Origin of the sequence: Desulfobotulus alkaliphilus (assembly GCF_007830435.1) — a bacterium.
Lineage (GTDB): Bacteria > Desulfobacterota > Desulfobacteria > Desulfobacterales > ASO4-4 > Desulfobotulus > Desulfobotulus alkaliphilus.
In genome coordinates this window covers 1-18,879 of record NZ_VLLC01000027.1, presented here as the reverse complement: position 1 = coordinate 18,879, position 18,879 = coordinate 1, and the positions used below count along the sequence as shown (strand labels likewise).

At 53.6% G+C, this 18,879-nt stretch carries 12 protein-coding genes; 6 read left to right on the top strand and 6 right to left on the bottom strand.

Annotated features, from left to right (window positions below; genetic code table 11):
- The first annotated feature begins 193 nt into the window (after nt 1–193).
- Genes LZ24_RS13720 through LZ24_RS13705 form a run of 4 tightly spaced genes read left to right on the top strand, consistent with a single transcriptional unit; the run spans nt 194 to nt 4,709 of the window.
- The gene (locus LZ24_RS13720; protein WP_186443156.1) at nt 194–2,326 is read left to right on the top strand and encodes a TonB-dependent receptor plug domain-containing protein; all 2,133 of its coding nucleotides are present in this window, start codon (nt 194–196) and stop codon (nt 2,324–2,326) included.
- Nucleotides 2,326–3,327, top strand: a complete 1,002-nt coding sequence (locus LZ24_RS13715) for an ABC transporter substrate-binding protein (RefSeq protein WP_144686090.1) — start codon at nt 2,326–2,328, stop codon at nt 3,325–3,327. The genes LZ24_RS13720 and LZ24_RS13715 overlap by 1 nt, the downstream gene beginning before the upstream one ends.
- 28 nt (nt 3,328–3,355) lie before the next feature.
- On the top strand, nt 3,356–4,111 hold the full coding sequence (locus LZ24_RS13710; RefSeq protein WP_222427644.1) for an ABC transporter permease: 756 nt from the start codon (nt 3,356–3,358) through the stop codon (nt 4,109–4,111).
- Nucleotides 4,098–4,709 carry an ATP-binding cassette domain-containing protein gene (locus tag LZ24_RS13705; RefSeq protein ID WP_144686088.1) on the top strand — a complete coding sequence of 204 codons (612 nt, stop codon included), beginning with the start codon at nt 4,098–4,100 and terminating at the stop codon, nt 4,707–4,709. Before LZ24_RS13710 ends, LZ24_RS13705 begins: the two co-directional genes overlap by 14 nt.
- A gap of 100 nt (nt 4,710–4,809) precedes the next feature.
- Here LZ24_RS13705 and LZ24_RS13700 read toward each other — a convergent pair whose 3' ends face one another.
- The 6 genes from LZ24_RS13700 to LZ24_RS13675 form a co-directional block, all read right to left on the bottom strand.
- Nucleotides 4,810–5,013, bottom strand: a complete 204-nt coding sequence (locus tag LZ24_RS13700; protein WP_144686086.1) for a DUF6485 family protein — start codon at nt 5,011–5,013, stop codon at nt 4,810–4,812.
- A gap of 40 nt (nt 5,014–5,053) precedes the next feature.
- The gene (lipB, locus tag LZ24_RS13695; protein ID WP_144686084.1) at nt 5,054–5,872 is read right to left on the bottom strand and encodes a lipoyl(octanoyl) transferase LipB; all 819 of its coding nucleotides are present in this window, start codon (nt 5,870–5,872) and stop codon (nt 5,054–5,056) included.
- Nucleotides 5,826–7,289, bottom strand: a complete 1,464-nt coding sequence (gcvPB, locus tag LZ24_RS13690) for an aminomethyl-transferring glycine dehydrogenase subunit GcvPB (protein WP_144686082.1) — start codon at nt 7,287–7,289, stop codon at nt 5,826–5,828. Before gcvPB ends, lipB begins: the two co-directional genes overlap by 47 nt.
- Nucleotides 7,289–8,632 (bottom strand): aminomethyl-transferring glycine dehydrogenase subunit GcvPA, encoded by a 1,344-nt coding sequence (gcvPA, locus tag LZ24_RS13685; protein ID WP_144686080.1) that lies wholly within the window; start codon nt 8,630–8,632, stop codon nt 7,289–7,291. Before gcvPA ends, gcvPB begins: the two co-directional genes overlap by 1 nt.
- Nucleotide 8,633: 1 nt before the next feature.
- The gene (gcvH, locus tag LZ24_RS13680; RefSeq protein WP_144686078.1) at nt 8,634–9,035 is read right to left on the bottom strand and encodes a glycine cleavage system protein GcvH; all 402 of its coding nucleotides are present in this window, start codon (nt 9,033–9,035) and stop codon (nt 8,634–8,636) included.
- Nucleotides 9,036–9,113: 78 nt separating this feature from the next.
- Nucleotides 9,114–10,388 (bottom strand): aminomethyltransferase family protein, encoded by a 1,275-nt coding sequence (locus LZ24_RS13675; RefSeq protein WP_144686076.1) that lies wholly within the window; start codon nt 10,386–10,388, stop codon nt 9,114–9,116.
- A gap of 557 nt (nt 10,389–10,945) precedes the next feature.
- Here LZ24_RS13675 and LZ24_RS13670 point away from each other — a divergent pair.
- Nucleotides 10,946–16,606 carry an alpha-2-macroglobulin gene (locus LZ24_RS13670; protein ID WP_144686074.1) on the top strand — a complete coding sequence of 1,887 codons (5,661 nt, stop codon included), beginning with the start codon at nt 10,946–10,948 and terminating at the stop codon, nt 16,604–16,606.
- Nucleotides 16,603–18,783, top strand: coding sequence for a transglycosylase domain-containing protein (locus tag LZ24_RS13665; protein ID WP_186443154.1), 2,181 nt, complete (start codon nt 16,603–16,605; stop codon nt 18,781–18,783). The genes LZ24_RS13670 and LZ24_RS13665 overlap by 4 nt, the downstream gene beginning before the upstream one ends.
- Nucleotides 18,784–18,879: the final 96 nt, after the last annotated feature.

Here is an 18,879-nt window from a genome sequence, read left to right as displayed (position 1 = left end):
CTGCCTTCCTTAAAAACCTTAAAGACTCTAAAGACCTTAAGGATCTTAAAAACCCTGAATCCGGGCAAGCCCCCTTCGCCTGCCTTCCTTAAAAACCTTAAAGACTCTAAAGACCTTAAGAACCTTAAAAACTCTGAATCAGGGCAGGTCCCTGCACCTGCCCCAAAGAAATCCTTAAATGAGGAGATACAACTTGCCCGGCTTTACGCTTTGCCAAAAATTAACCAAGATCCATAAAAAACTACGCTGTAAAATATATATTTTAGCATGGATCTTATTTCTTTTTTCCATTTTTCCATCACCAGCCCCTGCATCCCAACCGGAAAACACGGAAGACATCATTGTCCTTGACAGAGTCATTGTTTCCGCAAGGGGCAGTGAGGCCCCCATTTCCCAGACCCCCGGCGGCACCGCCCTGATGGATGCTGAAACCCTTCTGCGCAGCAACCCTGTGGGACTTACGGATGCCCTTACCCGCATTCCGGGTTTAAGTGCCTCACCGGATTCCCCATGGGGTTCTGAAATCAACATCCGCGGCCTTGGCAGAAACCGGGTCATTCTGCTCATTGATGGTGCAAGGGTACATACCTCAACGGACATCAATGCCCGTTTCGGCCTTGTGGATACCAGAGATATTGAAAGGGTTGAAATTCTCAAAGGCCCCGTCAGCGCCCTTTATGGTTCAGGATCCATCGGCGGTGTCGTCAACATCATCACAAAAAAGGGAAAGTTTTCATCTGCCCCTGAAGTCAAGGGTGCCTTAAGCAGCACCTTCAGAGACAACCCGGAAGGCTATGGCATCCATGGACGTATTCAGTACAATACCCCGGATTACTGGCTTTATGCCTCGGGAAACAGGCGGGATCATCAAAGCTACAAAGACGGCAGGGGCAATGAAATACACAACTCCCAGTTTGAAGACCAGGGGGGCAGTGTCAAGGGAGGATACAGATGGAACAGCCTCCACACTACCCGCATTCAGCACCAGCACTTTGAAGGAAAAAATGTCGGCATCCCCGGAAGGGGCGAAGCCTCCATGCCACAGGCAGCCGATGTCACCTACCCGGAAACCCTGAGAACACTGACACAGCTCACCCACACCTTCATCCCGGATCAGGGGCTGTTACAGCAGTCGGAGCTAAACCTCTTTCATCAGAGAATCGAAAGGAATGTACGCATTGACCAGCTGCCACCTGCCAGTCCCATACTGAGTCTGCATCCTTCGGCAGACCATGACACATGGGGACTGAAATGGCTTAACAGCATGAAAAAAGGCAAGCATGCCTTTACTCTGGGGGCGGATATATGGGAATGGGAAATGACATCCTCCAGAACAAGGCACTTCAAAGACCAGCCCACGGGCATTGACACGCCCCTTGCCGATGCAAAGCAGCTTTCCGCAGGTGTTTTTGCCGAAAACAACTGGCGCATCCACCCTTCCTTCAGCCTTAATACGGGCGGCAGAGTGGATTATATCCGTGCGGAAAGCAAAGACCACTATGCATGGATACAGCCCCCCTCACCGGACACCCCCAACCCCCTGACACGAGAAGCGGATAATCACGAAAACATCAGCTGGGACCTTCACGCAGGTCTTGCATGGAATTTCATCCCCCGGTGGTCTATGACCTTCCTTGGCGCATCCAGCTACCGGTCTCCGGATCTGATGGAACGATTCAAGTATATCCATCTGGGCCAATATGCCGTATACGGTACTCCGGATCTGAATCCGGAAAGATCCAGATTCCTTGAATACGGCATCCACCATGTGCAACAGAACCTTGCTGCCAGCCTCAGTGTCTTTCTCAATGATGTGGACGATCTGATTGTGGAAAAAAGAACAGACAGTTCCAGGCATGATATGAAAAACATCGAAAGTGCCAGAATCTACGGAGCAGAGGCTGAACTGGAATACCGCTTTTCAGGCCACTGGCATACCGCCGCCAGCCTTGCATGGACACGGGGGGAAAACCGAACAGAAAAACAGGATCTGGCAGGAATCCCCCCCTTAAACGGTCTTCTGGGGATTCGCCACAGTCCATCCACCGGGCTCAACGGTCATCTTGAACTGCTCTGGGCAACAAAGCAGACAAGGGTTGCTCCCGAAGAAAAAACAACGCCCGGATGGACCAGCCTGAATGCGGGCATTTCATACATATTCAGACCATACATATTAAGACAGACGAAAACCACCCATGAAATTGCCTTCAAAGTAAATAACCTGATGGATACCACATACAGGGAGCACCTTTCCACAGGAAGAAAACCCGCGGAACTCAATGCCCCCGGAAGAAGCCTTGCTGCCACTTATACGCTGGAATTTTAATGAAAAAAATCAGATCCATCAAAATATCAGTAAGTCTCATCCTTGCAGGAGTTATGGGAATTGCAGGGGCTGTTATCCTGTTCAGGGATGCTCCGGACCAGACCCTTGTCTTCGGAAACAATCCGGATCTCCCCACCCTCACCTTCTATACCTCAGCCATGGCAACGACGCCGCAGCTTCCCTTCTGGAGTGCCATCCGAAAGGGAAGCATCCTTGAAAAATGCAACTTCCGGGTTGTGCTGTGGAAAAATCTGGATGACCTGCGGGGAATCATGCTGGCTGGAAAAGGAGATCTCTGGCTGGGGGATACGGAAGGTTTTGCAAGGGCCCATGGTGCAGGAGCCCCCGTGCGCATTCTCATGATCAGCGGCTGGCGGAAATTTTATCTTGTATCCAGGAATCCGGATATTACCTCCATAAGCGACCTCCACGGCAGAGAACTGGCAGCGGCTCCGCCCGGAGGGCCTGCGGTATCCCTTCTCAGATCCTTAAAAGAAGAGCATGGAAAAAAGATCCGTTTTTCAGAAATGGAACCAAGGCAGCTGGCTCTGATGCTGATGGATGGCAGAATGGATACAGCCATTGTACCGGAACCCCTGCTCACAAGCCTTCTTCTGCGGGACACAAATCTTAAAATCATTGAAAACATAGAAGATTACTATGGACGCCGTACAGGTGGGCTGCCACGCATGCCCATTGCAGGGATGGCCGTCCATGCAAAAACGGCTGAAAAATACCCGGAACTCATTGCATCCCTGCTGGATATCCTTCTATATGAAGGAAAAAAACTGGAAGAAGATGCAAGGGATGCCGTCCATGCCCTGCCTGAGGCTTTTTCCGCTTTCATTCCACAGGAAATGGTTACAGCGTCCCTGGAAAGGGACCGGGTGATGGTGAAAAGTGCCCTTGAAGCAGAGCAGGAAATACGCAGCTACCTGCATATTCTCATGCCTGCTTTTTTTAACGGAGACCGGTCTGATTTTTTCTGGCAGACCCCTTAACCCGGCCAGCGGCTTTTAAGGAGACAAGGTGCAAGGCTGCATCCCTTTTATTTTTTCCATGGGTCTCATGCTCACTTTCTGGGGATTTCTCACTTTTTTTATGGGTACAGGCCTTGTGCCCTCCCCGGTGGAAACATTTTCCTGTCTTGCAAAAATGCTTCTGGGAGCCAGCCTCTGGGAAAACGTGGCCATTTCTGTCTTCAGAGGCCTTCTGGCCATTTCCACCACCCTGTTTCTCGCCCTGATTACAGGTATTCTGGCGGGCCTTTCCCGAAAAACCATGTCTCTCATTACTCCCCTTGTGGTCGCCCTTCAGGCTACCCCCCCAATTTTGTGGATCACCCTGCTCATGATATGGGCAGGGACAGGGAGCACGGTACCCATTGCCGTGGTCATCGCATCACTTTATCCGCCCCTTTTCTTTACCGTTGCCCAGAGTGTTGCAAGCCTTGATCCAAGGCTCTTCAGCCTTGCAAAAATCTATGGCGTAAAAAACTACAGACTCTTGAAGGACCTGATCCTGCCGGGCATCCATCCCTATCTCCTTGGCGGACTCTCCTATGCTTTGGGGAGCTGCTGGAAGGTAACGGCTGTGGCGGAATTTTTTGGAAGCAGCAGAGGGATTGGCGCCGGAGTCTACTGGTCATACAGGATGCTGGACATGCCCCAGCTTTTCTCCTGGGCCATCATCCTTGTGGGTATGGGCATGGGGATAGAATTCGGGCTGATACGGCCCTTACGCCGAAGGGCGCTGGCACAAAGGGGCATAGATGCTCAGGCTTGAACATATATCCAAACAATTTCAGAGCCGCTGTATCCTTGGGGATGTCAGCCTTACCCTTGCAAAAGGCGATCTGCTCTGCATGACAGGTCCTTCGGGAATTGGTAAAACCACCCTGCTGGAGATTGCCGCAGGTATTGTCCGGCCCGATGCGGGAAGCAGGATCATTCGCTTTTCACACATGGCCTGCCTGCTGCAGGATGCGCCGCTTCTGCCATGGAAAACGGCTCTGGAGAATATGGATTTTATCCTTTCTGCCCGGATTTCAGGGGAAAAAAGGTATAAAAACAGTCTTTTCTGGCTGGAAAAAATGGGACTTCAGGAAGCAGCCCATAAGAAACCCATGGAGATGAGCGGTGGTATGCAAAGACGGCTTGCCATGGCCGCCTGTTTTGCAGGCGAACCTGACCTGCTGCTTCTGGATGAGCCCTTTGCCTTCCTTGACGCCTTATGGCAGGCCAGGATATGGGAAGAAATTGTTGCAATGAACCAGAAAAAAGGAACGGCCATTTTCATGGTTTCCCATGCCACGGAACAGCTCAGGGATGCCGGAATCCGCATTGTTCCACTTGCTGCATCCCCCCTGAGCATTGATATCTGAAAAGGCCAGACCCAAATCATGCAGGAACGTAACTGTTCAGCACAGTTTTCCAAGTACCATAGCTGCAAGACAGATGCACAGTCCTCACAGCCGGTCCATCCTACACCCTGCCCTCTGCCACAAGCCTTGCAAAATGTTTAAAGGAACGGTCATAGGTTTTTTCCGCATCCGCCGGGAACACACAGGCGGGAAGCTGCCCCTTTCCCCTGTGATAACGAATGCAGGCGCAGCAGTTACCCTGCCTCGGACATCCGGGATAGGTACAGGCACAGCTCTTTTTATTTTCCTCCTGATTGCATTCCATAAGCACCCCACTTTCGGACAAATTCAATTTTTGATTTTATTCACAAAGCTTTAATCCGGTGACGTTTCAGCTCGCGGGTAAAGGCCATCACCATTTCCCTTTTAACCTCTTCCATGGATACGGGCACTCCAAGCTCTTCCTGCAATGAGCCCATGGAGACATCAAGGCCGCAGGGAGTGATCCATGAAAAAGGTTCAAGGTCCATGGCAACATTCATGGCAAGACCATGAAGACTCACTCCCCCTTTTACCGCAACGCCGATACTGCCGAGCTTACGGTTTTCCACCCACAGTCCCCTGGCATCCTCCCTGCCATGGGCCATGACTCCCATGCGGAACGCACAGCGAACCATCACCCTTTCCAGAAAATCCACCCAGCCCCTTACCCCAAAACCATTCTTTTGAATATCAAAGACAGGATACACCACCAACTGCCCTGGCCCGTGATAGGTCACAAGCCCGCCCCTGTCCGTGCGTACAATGGCAGCACCTCTGGCCCGGATCTTTTCAGGAGAAAGCCTGAAAAAACCTTCCCCTCCCCTTTTCCCCAGAGTAAATACCGGCGGATGCTCCAGCAGAAAAAGGACATCTTCAGGTTTAGGCCAATTCCTGCAATGAAGATGCCTCTTGTCCCCCTCTGGGTCTTGGCTGAGGCTCTCGAAGCAAGGGGCGGAGTGAGGGTTCAATTTTCGGGTGCATTTAATCTCGGAACGAACCTTAATCGATGCCCTTTTTTCCTCCAGTACTTTCTGCTGCATACAGAAGGCGGACTCCCAGGAAATCAGCCCCAGATCCTTAACAGAAAAGTGCTGTTCACATGCCTCCGCAGAGGCAGGGATTTCTTGCTGCACCTGTTTCATCAAGACGCCCTACAACGGTTCTGGAAGGAGACTGAAGAAGGGTCTCCGGCTCGGATTCCGCCTCTTTCCGGATACGCTTCATGGCTTCAATGAAGCGATTCAGCTCTTCCACACTTTCGGTTTCCGTAGGTTCCACCATCAAGGATCCGGAAACGACCAGAGGAAAATATACGGTGGGCGGATGAAAACCCAGATCAATGAGACGCTTGGCCACATCCAGGGTCGTAACCCCCAGAGCTTTCAAGCCCTTGTCGGAAAACACGCACTCGTGCATACAGATGCCTTCATAGGCAAGATTATACTCATCCTTAAGGCTTTCCCGGATATAATTGGCATTCAGAACAGCCAGCTCACTGACCCTTTTCAGGTCATCGCCCAGGGTCCGGATATAGGCCCATGCCTTCAGGAGCACCCCGAAATTTCCGTAAAAGGCATGGAGACGACCGATACTTCCGGGAAAATCCGTTTCCAGCGCAAATTCCTCATCCTTTTTCACAACACGGGGGACGGGAAGAAAGGGCTCCAGCTCACGGGTAACGCAGACAGGTCCGGCTCCGGGCCCGCCTCCGCCATGGGGAGTGGAAAAGGTTTTATGCAGATTGAAATGCACCACATCCACACCCATGCGCTTCATGTCCACATAGCCCATGACGGCATTCATGTTGGCTCCGTCACAGTAAACCAGCCCGCCCTTTTCATGGACAATGGCCGCAATGGCTGCAAAGTTGGTTTCAAAAAGCCCTAAGGTATTGGGATTGGTAATCATGATACCTGCGGTGTTTTCATCCATCAGGGCAGCCACATCTTCTGCGTGCAAAATACCGTCCGGGCCAGATCGCAAGGACAGAGGCTTCATACCGCAGAGGGCGGCGGAGGCCGGGTTGGTCCCATGGGCCGTATCCGGAATAATGATTTTCGTTCTTTTTTCTCCTCTGGCTTTGAAACAGGCATCAAAGAGCATCATGCCGCAGAGTTCCCCATGGGCACCCGCTGCGGGCTGAAGACTTGCTGCATCAAGGCCTGTGATGGCCTTCAGCATTTCCTGAAGTTCAAACATCAGACCAAGGGCTCCCTGACTTAAGCTTTCCGGCAAAAGGGGATGGGCTGTGGCAAAACCCGGCAGGGCAGCCAGTTTTTCATGGATCTTTGGGTTGTATTTCATGGTGCAGGAACCCAAAGGATACATGCCAGAATCCACCCCATAGTTCCACTGGGAAAGCCGGGTGTAATGGCGCACCACCTCAAGTTCAGAGAGATCCGGAAAATCCGGCCCATCCCCTGCCATGGCCGGGGGCAGCGCTTCTGCCACCGGTACATCGGAAAGGGGCATGGAAAAGGCCATGCGTCCCTTTTTTCCCTTCTCCCAGAGCAGAGATTCCTTAAAAACCAGCCCCCCTGATGCATAATCCCCTGTCATTATATTGCCTCCCGAATAGCATCTGCCAGTCTGTCCATGGATGCTGCGGATGCGGTTTCCGTAGCGCAGAAAAGAAAGGCCCCTTCAAGTTCAGGATAAAAATCTCCAAGGCCCAGCCCAGCCACCATGCCCTTTTCCATCAGCCTTTTCCGGATTTTTGAAAAACCTTCCGGTGCCTTCAGGCAGAATTCATTGAAAACAGGGCTTTTAAAAAGGGGAGTAAAGCCTGCGGCCTCAAGCCCTGTTTTCAGATAGGCCGCCTTGTCCCTGTTCAGGGCCGCCAGTTTCCTCAACCCCGTGCCTCCCAGACAGGCCATATACATGGCCGATGCCGTTGCACACAAACCCTGATTGGAACAGATATTGGATGTGGCCTTTTCCCTTCGGATATGCTGCTCCCGCGTGGAAAGGGTGAGCACAAAACCCCTTTTTCCATGGATATCCTTTGTCTGACCCACCACCCGGCCCGGCAGATTGCGAACATGGGCCATGCGACAGGCAAACATTCCCAGCCCCGGTCCACCGAAACTCTGGGGAATACCTAAGCTCTGACCTTCCCCGCAGACGATATCCGCCCCCTGAATTCCGGGGTTTTTTATCAGGCCAAAGGCCAGCGGCTCACTGAAACAGGCCACAAGGAGAGCCTTTTCTCCGTGGGCCAGGTCTGCGGCCCTTTGAAGGTCTTCTATGCAACCGAAAAAATTGGGACTCTGCAGGGCAATGGCAGCCAGATCCCCCATATCGGCCAAAGCATTTGAATCCGTGACTCCGGTCTCAGGATCATAGGGCAGCTCTATGATTTCAAATTCCGTAGGGGCAAAGTAGGTAGCAACCACCTGCCTGTAATGGGGATGAATGGCCGAAGACAAGGCCACCTTCTTCCTTCCCTTTCCAAGGCGGATGGCCATGAGCAGGGCTTCCGCCAGAGCAGAAGCCCCGTCGTACATGGAAGCGTTGGCCACATCCATGCCCAACAGCCTTGCCGTAAGGGTCTGATACTCAAAGATGGCCTGCAGGGTACCCTGACTGACCTCCGGCTGGTAGGGCGTGTAGGCCGTGGTAAATTCCGAACGGCCCAGCAGCTGGGGAATCAGAGCGGGAATGTAATGGGAATAACTTCCTGCCCCCAGAAAAACAGAATGGGAAGCGCCGCCGGACATGGTTGCAGCCATGCTTTCCATGCGGGCAGTCAGATCCCATTCCGAAAGGGGCCGGGGCAGATCCATGGGCCGGAGGGAGCGGCAGGATTCAGGAATCCCTGCAAAAAGATCTTCCAGGGAAGAAACCCCGATCCTTTCCAGCATGGCCGCCACATCTTCCTCGGTATGGGGGAGATAGCGCATATTAAAGTCCCTTCAGCATATCAAGGTAGGCTCCGTGATCCATCAGAGATAAAAGAGCTGCGGGGTCATCTGCGGTGATTTCAAGAATCCATCCATCGCCATAGGGCGAAGAATTGACAAGCTCAGGACGGTCTTCAAGCTCTGTATTCACAGCGCTAACCGTACCGGAAACGGGCATGTAAATTTCACTGACCGCCTTGACGGACTCAACGGTTGCGCAGACCTCTCCCTTTTCAAGGCGGGTTCCCGGCTCGGGCAGCTCCACAAAGACCACATCCCCAAGCTGATCCTGGGCATAATCCGTAATGCCCATGCGGGAAGGTACGGCTTCTTTATCCATCCACTCATGGGCATCGGTGTAGCTTAAGTTGTCAGGTACAACAAGATCTTTGATTTCCTTCATTTTCCACCTCTTTAAAGTATATTATTTTACTGTAACGTAACCATTTTTTCAAAAAGCAGACCGAAACTCCAGAACATTTCAGGCCAGCATGGCAGAAAGGGCTTTTCTCGCCGTACGTGCCGGACGCAGATCCGCTGTCAGGGTTACGGAAATTTTTCTTTTTCCGTCATCCAGAACCAGAGGGATTCCCGGTGCAAGGGGACGATCCACCCGCACAAAACCACAGGCAAGTCCTTTGATCACAAGGTCTTCGGGTTTGTCCGGACTGGTGATGGAATATACAACCCCATCTTTCAAACCCATCCCCATATCCGTGACACAGGTCAGTACCCGGCCAATGTTTTCCTGTCCCAGCCATACGGCTGTATCCGGCCCTGCCGCCACCTTTCGCAGATCCTTTCCCACAAAGGCAAAGGTATGAAAGGCAGTTTCCATGGCAGCCATCAGGGCCTCGTCTCCCAGAAAGCCTTTGCTGAAAGATTTCCTGCCTTCCGTAAAGGGCAAAGCAAACATCCATGGATGATTCACAAAGGGCCAGTCTCCGATATCCTGATGGGAAAGGGGCAGAAGGGCTCCGGTACGCAGGGAATCTCTGGCCGCAAGACCACAGGGGGTCAGACCCAAGGGTGTTCCTGCTTCAGAAAGCAGAGACCATACCCTGCTTACATCCTCCATGGCACAAAAGATCTCAAAACCAAACTCCCCGGTATAACCGGTGCGGGATAAAAGGATGGGGGTCTCATCCTTTAAAAGGCAGCGTGCTGAACTGCCATCCAGCGTCCAGTCTCCCTTAAAGGAAAAATAGGGCATGGCTGCAAAAAGTGCCGGAGCATCCTTTAAAACCTCAGAGAGAATTTTTCCCGCCAAAGGCCCCTGCACATCCACCTTGCCCACCCTGTCCGTAAGATCCTCGACTGCCACATGCTCACCTTCGGAAAAAAGAGAAAGATGTTCCTTTATGATCCCCCCCATCCCCGCATTGACCACGATGAGGTAATGATCCTTCTCCAGCATGTACACAAGGGCATCATCCAGCACATGGCCACTGACATCGCAGAAAACCCCGTAGGCGCAGCGCCCCGGCGCAAGGGGCAGGGCTTTGGGACCGGTACAATGATCCAGATCCTTGGAAAAAAGCCCTTGCAGAAGGCTCCGGGAATCCTCTCCCCTGATGCGGATCAGGGCCATGTGACTGGTATCAAACATCCCCGCAGCGGTGAGTACACTAAGATGCTCGGCCCTTGCACCGGCTGTATACCAGAGGGGCATCTCATAACCACCAAAATCTGCCATATGGGCACCCAGCTCAAGGTGCCCTGCATGGAGCGCTGTTTTTTTTATGACTGAATCCATGAAAATTTTTCCTTCCCACTCCCAAAAAAAACGATTAAACCATAAAAATAAACGTAATTATTCAGCACAGTTTATTCTGAGCTGCCAATGCTGTAATTGCAGCAGCACCGTACTTTTGCAAGGCACCTTGGCTATTTGCAAGTGACATTGCAATCGTTTCGGATCAGAGCTTTGCAGGCCTGTGCGAAAGAAGCGGCAAACTGTCTGAGCCGCCACAAAGGCAGCGTACCAAAGCCTGCTATGGTAATAAAAAACCTTATCCTGCCTGTGGCGGGGAGTTTTTGCCGCTTCCGCACAGGGCAAGAAGCTCCCGAATAAGATTGCGTCACGGGAAATAGCCTGGGGCCTGTGCATCTGTCTTACAGCTATGGTATTTGGAAAACTGTGCTGAACAGTTATAAATAAACAAACACATTATAGGCTCTTGCCATGGGAAAATACATGGGATATGAAGAATAAAATTTCTTTTTTCCTGCTCTCAATCCCGCCAGGCCCTTTTCTGCTGTCCGGGCCAATATCTTTTATATCTGCCAGCAAAAGAATGAAGGATCTGCACCATGCATACCCGAATTCCCGCCTTTTTTTTCTGTCTTTTCCATCTTTTTTCCTCCCTTGCCCTGGCCAGTCCCCTGATACGCATTGTGCCCCAGGGAGAGGATGTCCCTTCGGATCAGCGCATCCGTCTGGAGTTCGACAGGCCCATGATACCCTTAGGGCAGGCTGCCGCTGAAAATATACCTGTACGTATATCACCGGAAGTGAAAGGACAATGGCGCTGGACAGATCCCCAGACTTTAAGTTTCAGGCCCGACCCCGAAGAAAAACTGAAACCCGCAACCCGTTACCGTGTGGATGTGGATGCGGGGCTTGTGTCTCTGGATGGCAGGCCTGTTCCTCCTGTTAAAGAAAAAACCTTTGTCACCACAAGACCTGAAATCCGCCACGGCTTTTTTCTGCAGTGGATCGACGAAGTCACCCCTGTATTTGAGCTTCAGGCCAATCTGCCCCTGACCCGTACTTCCGTGGAAAAGGCCGTGGTCTTTCATGCGGGCGGCGTATTTCATCCGGTAAAGGTATCCGCAGCCGGTGATCTTCCCGATGCAGCCATCGCCACTTCCTGGATTATCCAGCCTGCCCGGCCCCTTCCTGCCAACGAAAAAACCGAACTCATGGTAAAAAAAGGACTGCGGACACCGGAAGGCGACATGCCCGGCATGGAAATCAGAAATCTCCGCAATTTTGTTACCTTTCCGGCCCCTGCATTTCTCGGCATCCGCTATACCAGCCTGAATGGAGAAAACATTTTCATTCCTGCTTCCAGTGCCGGTCAAACCGATGAAGATATACTGCCCAAACCCGCAGATCCCCAAGGATATACGGAGCTTCTTTTCAGTACACCGGTACGCATATCCCAGGCAACGCAAAACATCACCTTTACACCTCCCCTTCCGGGCATAAACAAGCCATGGGAAGATTATTATGATTATGACCCCACCCGCAGCCTGCACACCGAAGACAGCACCTACAGCCTTTCCCTGCCTGCAACGCCGCTGCCCCTGCAGGAATACACAATCCATGTAAATGAAACCATGAGCGATGCCTTCAGCCGGAAAATGGGCGAAGCACGCATGGCCCGCTTCCATACGGACAGACTGAAACCTTCCTTTTACCTTCCCACCAGCACGGCGGTTCTTGAAAAGGGAGTGGCATCGGAACTTCCCATTTCCTTTACCAATATCAAAAATTACAGAATTCAGGGTTCTGCCATGGACAAAGGGGGATTCTACCCGGTGGATACAGGCTATCTGCAGACCGGGATTCCGGAAAACACCCCCACCACCCTGGCGGCAGGTGTACGCAATATCCTGACCGCAAGCGGTATCCTCAGCGCAGAAGTGCAGACAGATCCTGAAGTCAGTACCTGGGAAGGGGCTTCCCGCTTTCTGGCCATCGTGTCCCCCTGGCAGGTGGTGGCAAAGATCGGCCACTTCAACAGTCTCATATGGGTGACAGATCTCCGCACGGGCCAGCCCGTATCCGGTGTCACCATACGCCTGCTGGAAGGCCATGAAAAAAATCTTGAAATCAGTGATGAGGAAATTGCCACAACCCGCACCAATGGTGAAGGCATCGCCCTTCTGCCGGGAACAGCGGAGCTGGATCCTGAACAGAAGACCGCAGGCAGGGGCGAATACCGGGAAGACAAGCCCCTCTGGTTCCTTGAGGCCGCAAGTGAAAAGGATCTGGTGCTTTTCCCCCTGGACTGGCGTTTTGCCCTGAATCCATGGCAGATATCCGATACACCCATATTCTCCAGTGCAAAGGCCCCCCTGGGCCATCTGAGAAGCTGGGGACTGACGGCCCAGGGAATTTACCGCACCGGCGAAACCATGGAGTATAAAATTTATGTCCGGAATCAGGATCTCCACGGACTGATCCCGCCGCCTTTATCAGGATGGACACTGAGAATTCTTGATCCCTCCAGTCAGGAAATTTTCAAGAAAGAGGACTTCCCGCTTTCCGCCTTCGGCACCTTCCACGGCGCCCTCACCATCCCGGAAAACGGCAGGGTGGGCAGATACAGTTTTGAGCTTTCCCATAAAGACACGGATAAAATTCTTCGTCCCCTTTCCGTTATGGTGACGGACTTTTCCACAGCGCCCTTCCGTGTGCAGGCAGACATTGCCGCCCTGCAGGCCCGGCCCGGAGACGAGGTCACATTCAAGGCAGGTGCCAGTCTCCATGCGGGGGGTGCCTATACGGAAGCACCGGTGCGCATACGCAGCCATATCCGCTCCCGGCCCTTTACACCGGACAGTCCCGCATTGAAGGACTTCTATTTTGACAGCAATAATGGCAGGGAAAATATACCGGTTAAAACCCTTGCAGACCTCAGCCGCAGGCTGGATGACAAGGGCAGGTCAAAGGCCCGGATAAAAATCCCTGAAACGGATCTGGCCTTTGGTACACTTAGCCTGGAAGCAGGTGTCAGCGACGAAAGGGGAAAAACCGTATCTGCCAGCACATCCATCCCCTTTGAGGGCCGGGACATGCTTGTGGGCATCAAGGCCCTTAGCTGGATGCAGCAATCCGGAAAAAGTGCGGAATTCCGTGTGGTGGTTGTGGATCCAAAGGGAAAAATAATACCTGATATTCCCATCCGTTTTGTTGCGGAACGTCAGGATGTTTCCGTGGTACGGGCAAGATCGGCCGGGGATGCCTATACCCCCAGACACAGCATAGAATGGAAGGAAATTGCAACTGGCAGCCTTATCTCCGGAGAAAGCCCCAAAGATGCCGTATTTACACCGGATACACCGGGCCGCTGGCGGGTTCGCGTGGAAATAAAAGACAGCCGGGGCCGCAGCCATCAGACCCGTATTCCCGTATGGGTTTCCGGCTCAGGCCCTGTGATCTGGGAGAGTCCGGAAGATCTCCGGGTGGATCTGGTTCCTGAAAAAACAGAACTGCAGGTGGGAGATACGGCCCGCATTCTTGTAAAAAACCCCTTCCCCGGCGCAAAGGCACTCATCAGCGTGGAGCGTTACGGCGTCCTCCGTCACGAAGTCCGCACCCTCGAAAATGGCGCAGAGCTGATAGAAATACCCATGGGGCCTGCCATGCTTCCGGGATGCTATGTATCCGTATCCATTCTCTCCCCCAGAGTAGAAGGATCACTCCCCCCGGAGGAGGGTCCGGATCTGGGAAAACCAGCCTTTCGCAGCGGTTATCTGTACCTGAGCGTGAAGCCGGAAGAGCAGAAGATTCCCGTTCGCGTGGACATGGACAGGGAGAGCTACAAGCCCGGTGAGACCGTGCATGTAAGCATTGAAGTTCCGGAAAAACTGGCCGGTGATACGGAACTGGCCCTGGCCGTTCTCGACAGTGCCATTTTCGATCTTCTGCCCGGCGGAAAGAAAAACTTCGATCCCCATACAGGTCTGTACGCCCCCGTTTCCTCCATGGATCTTGAAACCTACACCCTCCTTTCCCGTCTGATCGGAATGCAGCGCCTGGAAGCCAAAGGCGCCACACCGGCAGGGGACGGTGGCGGTATCCGTCTGAGGGAAGATTTCCGTGGCGTGGCCTTCTGGCAGCCGGAGATCCTTCCCGATGCCAGCGGCCGTGCCAGTGTTTCCTTCAGTGCTCCGGATAACCTGACCAGTTGGGAAGTGCTGGTTCTCGCCGTCACGCCCAAGGATCGCATGGGTACGGGCCACGGGCTTTTCAGGGTCAACCGCCCCACGGAAATCCGGCCTGTCATGCCCAATTTCCTGCGAACGGGAGACAGGCTTGAAGCCGGTTTTTCCATTTTTAACCGTACGGATCAGGCCCGCGACATCAATATCCGGGCAGAGCTGCACAAAAACGGAATCGTTTTATCCCATCGTGAGTTTGAAAAAAGCTTTGAACCCTGGCAGCGCCAGCTTTTCCTTCTGCCTGTAAAAGCCTTAAACAGGGGAAGCCTGCGCATGGAAGTCATCGCAAAGGATGCTCTGGATGGGGATGCCATGGTGCATACGCTTAAGGTCAAAGACAGTATTGTACTTGAAACCCAGACAAGTTCGGGAATGGCCGGGGAGCAGAAAACCAGAATTCCTGTCAGGGTACCTGAAAAAGCAAGGAATGATCTGGGCGTACTGGGTATCCGCCTTTCCCCCAGCCTGATCTCCTCGGTGGAAGCCCCCCTTCTTTTCCTGAGGGACTACCCCTATGACTGCTGGGAGCAGCAGTTGTCAAAGGCCATGGGTGCTGCCCTCTACCTTTCCATGATGGATTATCTTCCCGATGAGGTACAATGGCAGGATGCGGAAAAAATCATTCCTGACATTCTGGCAAAAGCCTCCCTCTTCCAAAGGGATAATGGCTCCATGGCCTATTTCCCCACATCCGGCGGGGGCGAAAACCCCATGCTCTCGGCATTCACGGCCCTGATCTTCAAAAAACTCGCAGACTTCGGCTTCTATCCGGACCCTGATGTCAGCCGGAAGCTGGATGCCTACCTTGACACCCTCATGCGTAGGGACATCTCAGGAAACCCTGTTCTTGACCGCAGTTCCCGCATCATGGCCCTTCTGGCCCGGACGGATACGTCGGATACGGATCTTTTTGAACGCCTCCGGCCCCATCCCGGAAAGGACGGGCTTTTTGCAACGGCCCTTTTTCTGGAAGCCGCAGCCAGAAAGGGACTGGACTATGATGAACTCTCTTTTCTGGTGGACGCCCTCCTTGCAAGAACCCATAAAACAGCGGGGGGGCTTGCTGCCCAGGATGAAAAAAGCATGGCCCACCCCTGGCTCATGGGCTCCCACTCCCGGACCCAGGCTGCGGTACTCATGGCCATGGTCCGTCTGGGAGAACTGCCCGACGCCCCGGAAGAACTGCGCAGCTATCCCCCTCTGCTGATGGGAGAACTCATGGCACAGCAGGGCCCGGCTGCCCGGTGGCAGGGTACCCAGGAAAATCTTTTTGGCGCCATGGCAGCCACGGAATATGCCTTGAGTTATGAAAGCGACAGGGTGGATCTTGTGGCGAAGGTCCGGGACGATGCAGGACTTGAAGGGAACATCCGTTTCCGGGATATCCGGGACACGGCCGTCCGCATGACACGACCCATGGGGAAAGATGATCCGGGCAGGGATCAGATTCTTCACATAGAAAAAAAAGGTACTGGCTCACTTTACTATACGGCTGCCCTTGCCTTTGCATGGGAAGAGCCGCAACCCCCTGCGGACAACGGCCTGCATGTACGGCTGCGCATACTGAATGAAAAGGGTGAGGAGATACAAAGGGACAGTGGCCTTTCCCTGGCCAGGGGAGATCGTGTCCATGTGGTGTGCGATGTCAGCAATACCCAGCGTTTGCACTTTATCATGGCTGAAATCCCCTTGCCTGCAGGCCTTGAAGCGGTGAATCCCCTGCTGAAAGGCTCCGAAGAACAGGAGAAGGCTCCGGCCCTGCCGGATTCCGTAAAACCCGGCAGTCCATGGCCCTTTTATCATCAGGAGCTTCAGCATCAGCAGGTCCGATTCTTTGCTGAAGATCTTCCTGCAGGCACCTGGCGTCTTCATTTCACGGCCCAGGCCATTGCCGAAGGCAGCTTCCTTATGCCTGCAGCCCATGCCGAAGCCCTTTACCGTTCTGAAATATGGGGCAGAGACAAAGAGCATTCGCTGCACATCGGCCCCCGGCCCGATGCATCTGCCACGGGCCAATGAAAAAGATTTTTTTAAGCGCTGCCGCTGTGGCCACTGCCATGCTTGTCATCGCTTCCCTCTGGCTGAGATCTGAGCTGCGGCCTCTGCCCGAGGAACTGACACCCACCGGCAGGCAGGAGCGGATCCGCCTGCTGGATTATCAGGGAAGGCCCCTCACCCTTTCCCGGGAAGAAGGCCTGAACACCACAGACCTTGCGGAGCTGGATACCATCCCCCTGCTGCTCCGTCAGGCCATTCTTCTGGCCGAAGACCAGCGTTTTTTCCAGCACCGGGGAACAGACTGGCAAGCGGTTTCCCATGCCCTTTTCCAGAACATCCGTGCGGGCCGGAACATCCGCGGGGCAAGCAGCATCACGGAACAGACAATAAGGATTCTGCATCCCAGACCCCGCACCCTGAGCTCCCGCATTCTGGAAAGCATGGAAGCCCACCTTCTGGAACGTCGCTTCTCCAAGGCGGATATTCTTGCCTTCTACCTGAATCAGGTCCCCTATCCGGACCGGTGCAGGGGCGTGGTTCAGGCCGCAAATTATCTCTTTGACAGGGATCTTTCCACCCTGAGCCATGCAGAAATCATCACCCTGGCCGTCCTCCCCAGAGCTCCCCAGTCCCTCCATCCCGGACGTTATCCTGAAAGACTGGAAAAACGCAGCAGGGCCCTTGCCCTTCGCATGGTCGAATCCGGGCTGCTTGAAAAAAACGCCCTTGAAAGGGCTTGGCGTATTCCGGATCTCAATCAGGCTTCGATCCCCGTACATGCCCCCTTTTTTGTCCGCTTTGTCAGGGAAAGAATCCCCCATGACCTTGCAGATAATCCCCGCATACGGACCACGCTGGATGCCTCCCTCCAGCACAGGGTGCAGCAGCTTCTGGACAGACGTACAGAGCAGATGGAAAACCGGAAGGTCAGCAACGGAGCCGCCATCGTCCTCTGTCACAGGTCAGGGGCAATCCGGGCATGGGCCGTGGCGGGTAACGGCGATGAAAGGCCCGGTGGAAAAATCAACGCAGCCCTTGCACCAAGACAGCCGGGATCCGCCCTCAAACCCTTTGCCTATGCCATGGCTCTGGAAAAGGACTGGACAGCGGCCACCCCCATTGAGGATACCCCCATCAGCACTCCCGTGGGAACAGGCCTTCACGATTACAGGAACTACTCCCGCAACAGCTATGGCACCCTGCCCCTGCGGGATGCCCTTGCAAATTCCCTCAACCTTGCGGCCATCCGGACCGTGCGCCATGTGGGAACCGCCCCCTTCCTTGCAACCTTACGGGACTGTGGTCTCCGCAGCCTCACCCGGAATGCGGAATTTTACGGCGATGGCCTGGTGCTGGGCAACGGCGAAGTTTCCCTGCTGGAGTTGACAGAGGCCTATGCTGTTCTGGCTATGGATGGTCAGAAAATCCCCTTACGTTTCCTTGGGGACGCGGCAGGGCCCCTTTTGCCCCCGAAAAAAATTTTCCGCAAGGATACGGCCCGGCTCATCGCAGATATTCTTTCCGACCCTGAAGCCAGAAAATACGAATTCGGCCCCCTCATGAATTTTCCCGTACAGACCGCCATCAAAACAGGAACCAGCTCCGACCACAGGGATGCCTGGGCCTTTGGCTTTGACCATCAGCACACCGTGGGCATCTGGATGGGCAACCTTGACCGCAGCCCCATGCAGGGGCTTGCAGGTGCTTCCGGTCCTGTACCTCTGCTTCGGGCCATCTTTACGGAACTGAACCGCAACCAGCCCACAAGGGGGCTGGCTAAACCCGAAGAACTTGTAAAACAAGACATCTGCATGCAAAAAAAGGGGGAAGAGTGCACGGCCTTCCGCAGTGAATGGCTGCCGTCCATGACCTCCCCCCTGCCCCCATCCGCTGGCCAGCCAGAAGAGATACGCCTTGTCCGTCCTTCAGACGGGCTTGCCCTTGCCATGGACCCAAGAATTCCCAATCAGCAGCAGCGCCTTGTATTCAGCGTGGAAGGGGCGGGAGAGGGGGCACATTACCGCTGGTATATCAATGGGGGCTTTTTGGGTGAGGGCCGGTCTCCTGACATCGAATGGCAGATCTCTCCGGGCCAGTACAGCATAAGGGTGGAAATTTTCATGGATGGGAGAGATATGGTTCAGAAAAGTGCCCGGATACAGGTTCTGGGAGGGATGCAGGCAAAAAGGGAACCATAGGTGTAATTATTCAGCACAGTTTATTCTGAACTGACAATGCTGTAATTACAGCAGCATCGTACTGTTGCAAGGCTCCGTGGCTATTTGCAAGTGACA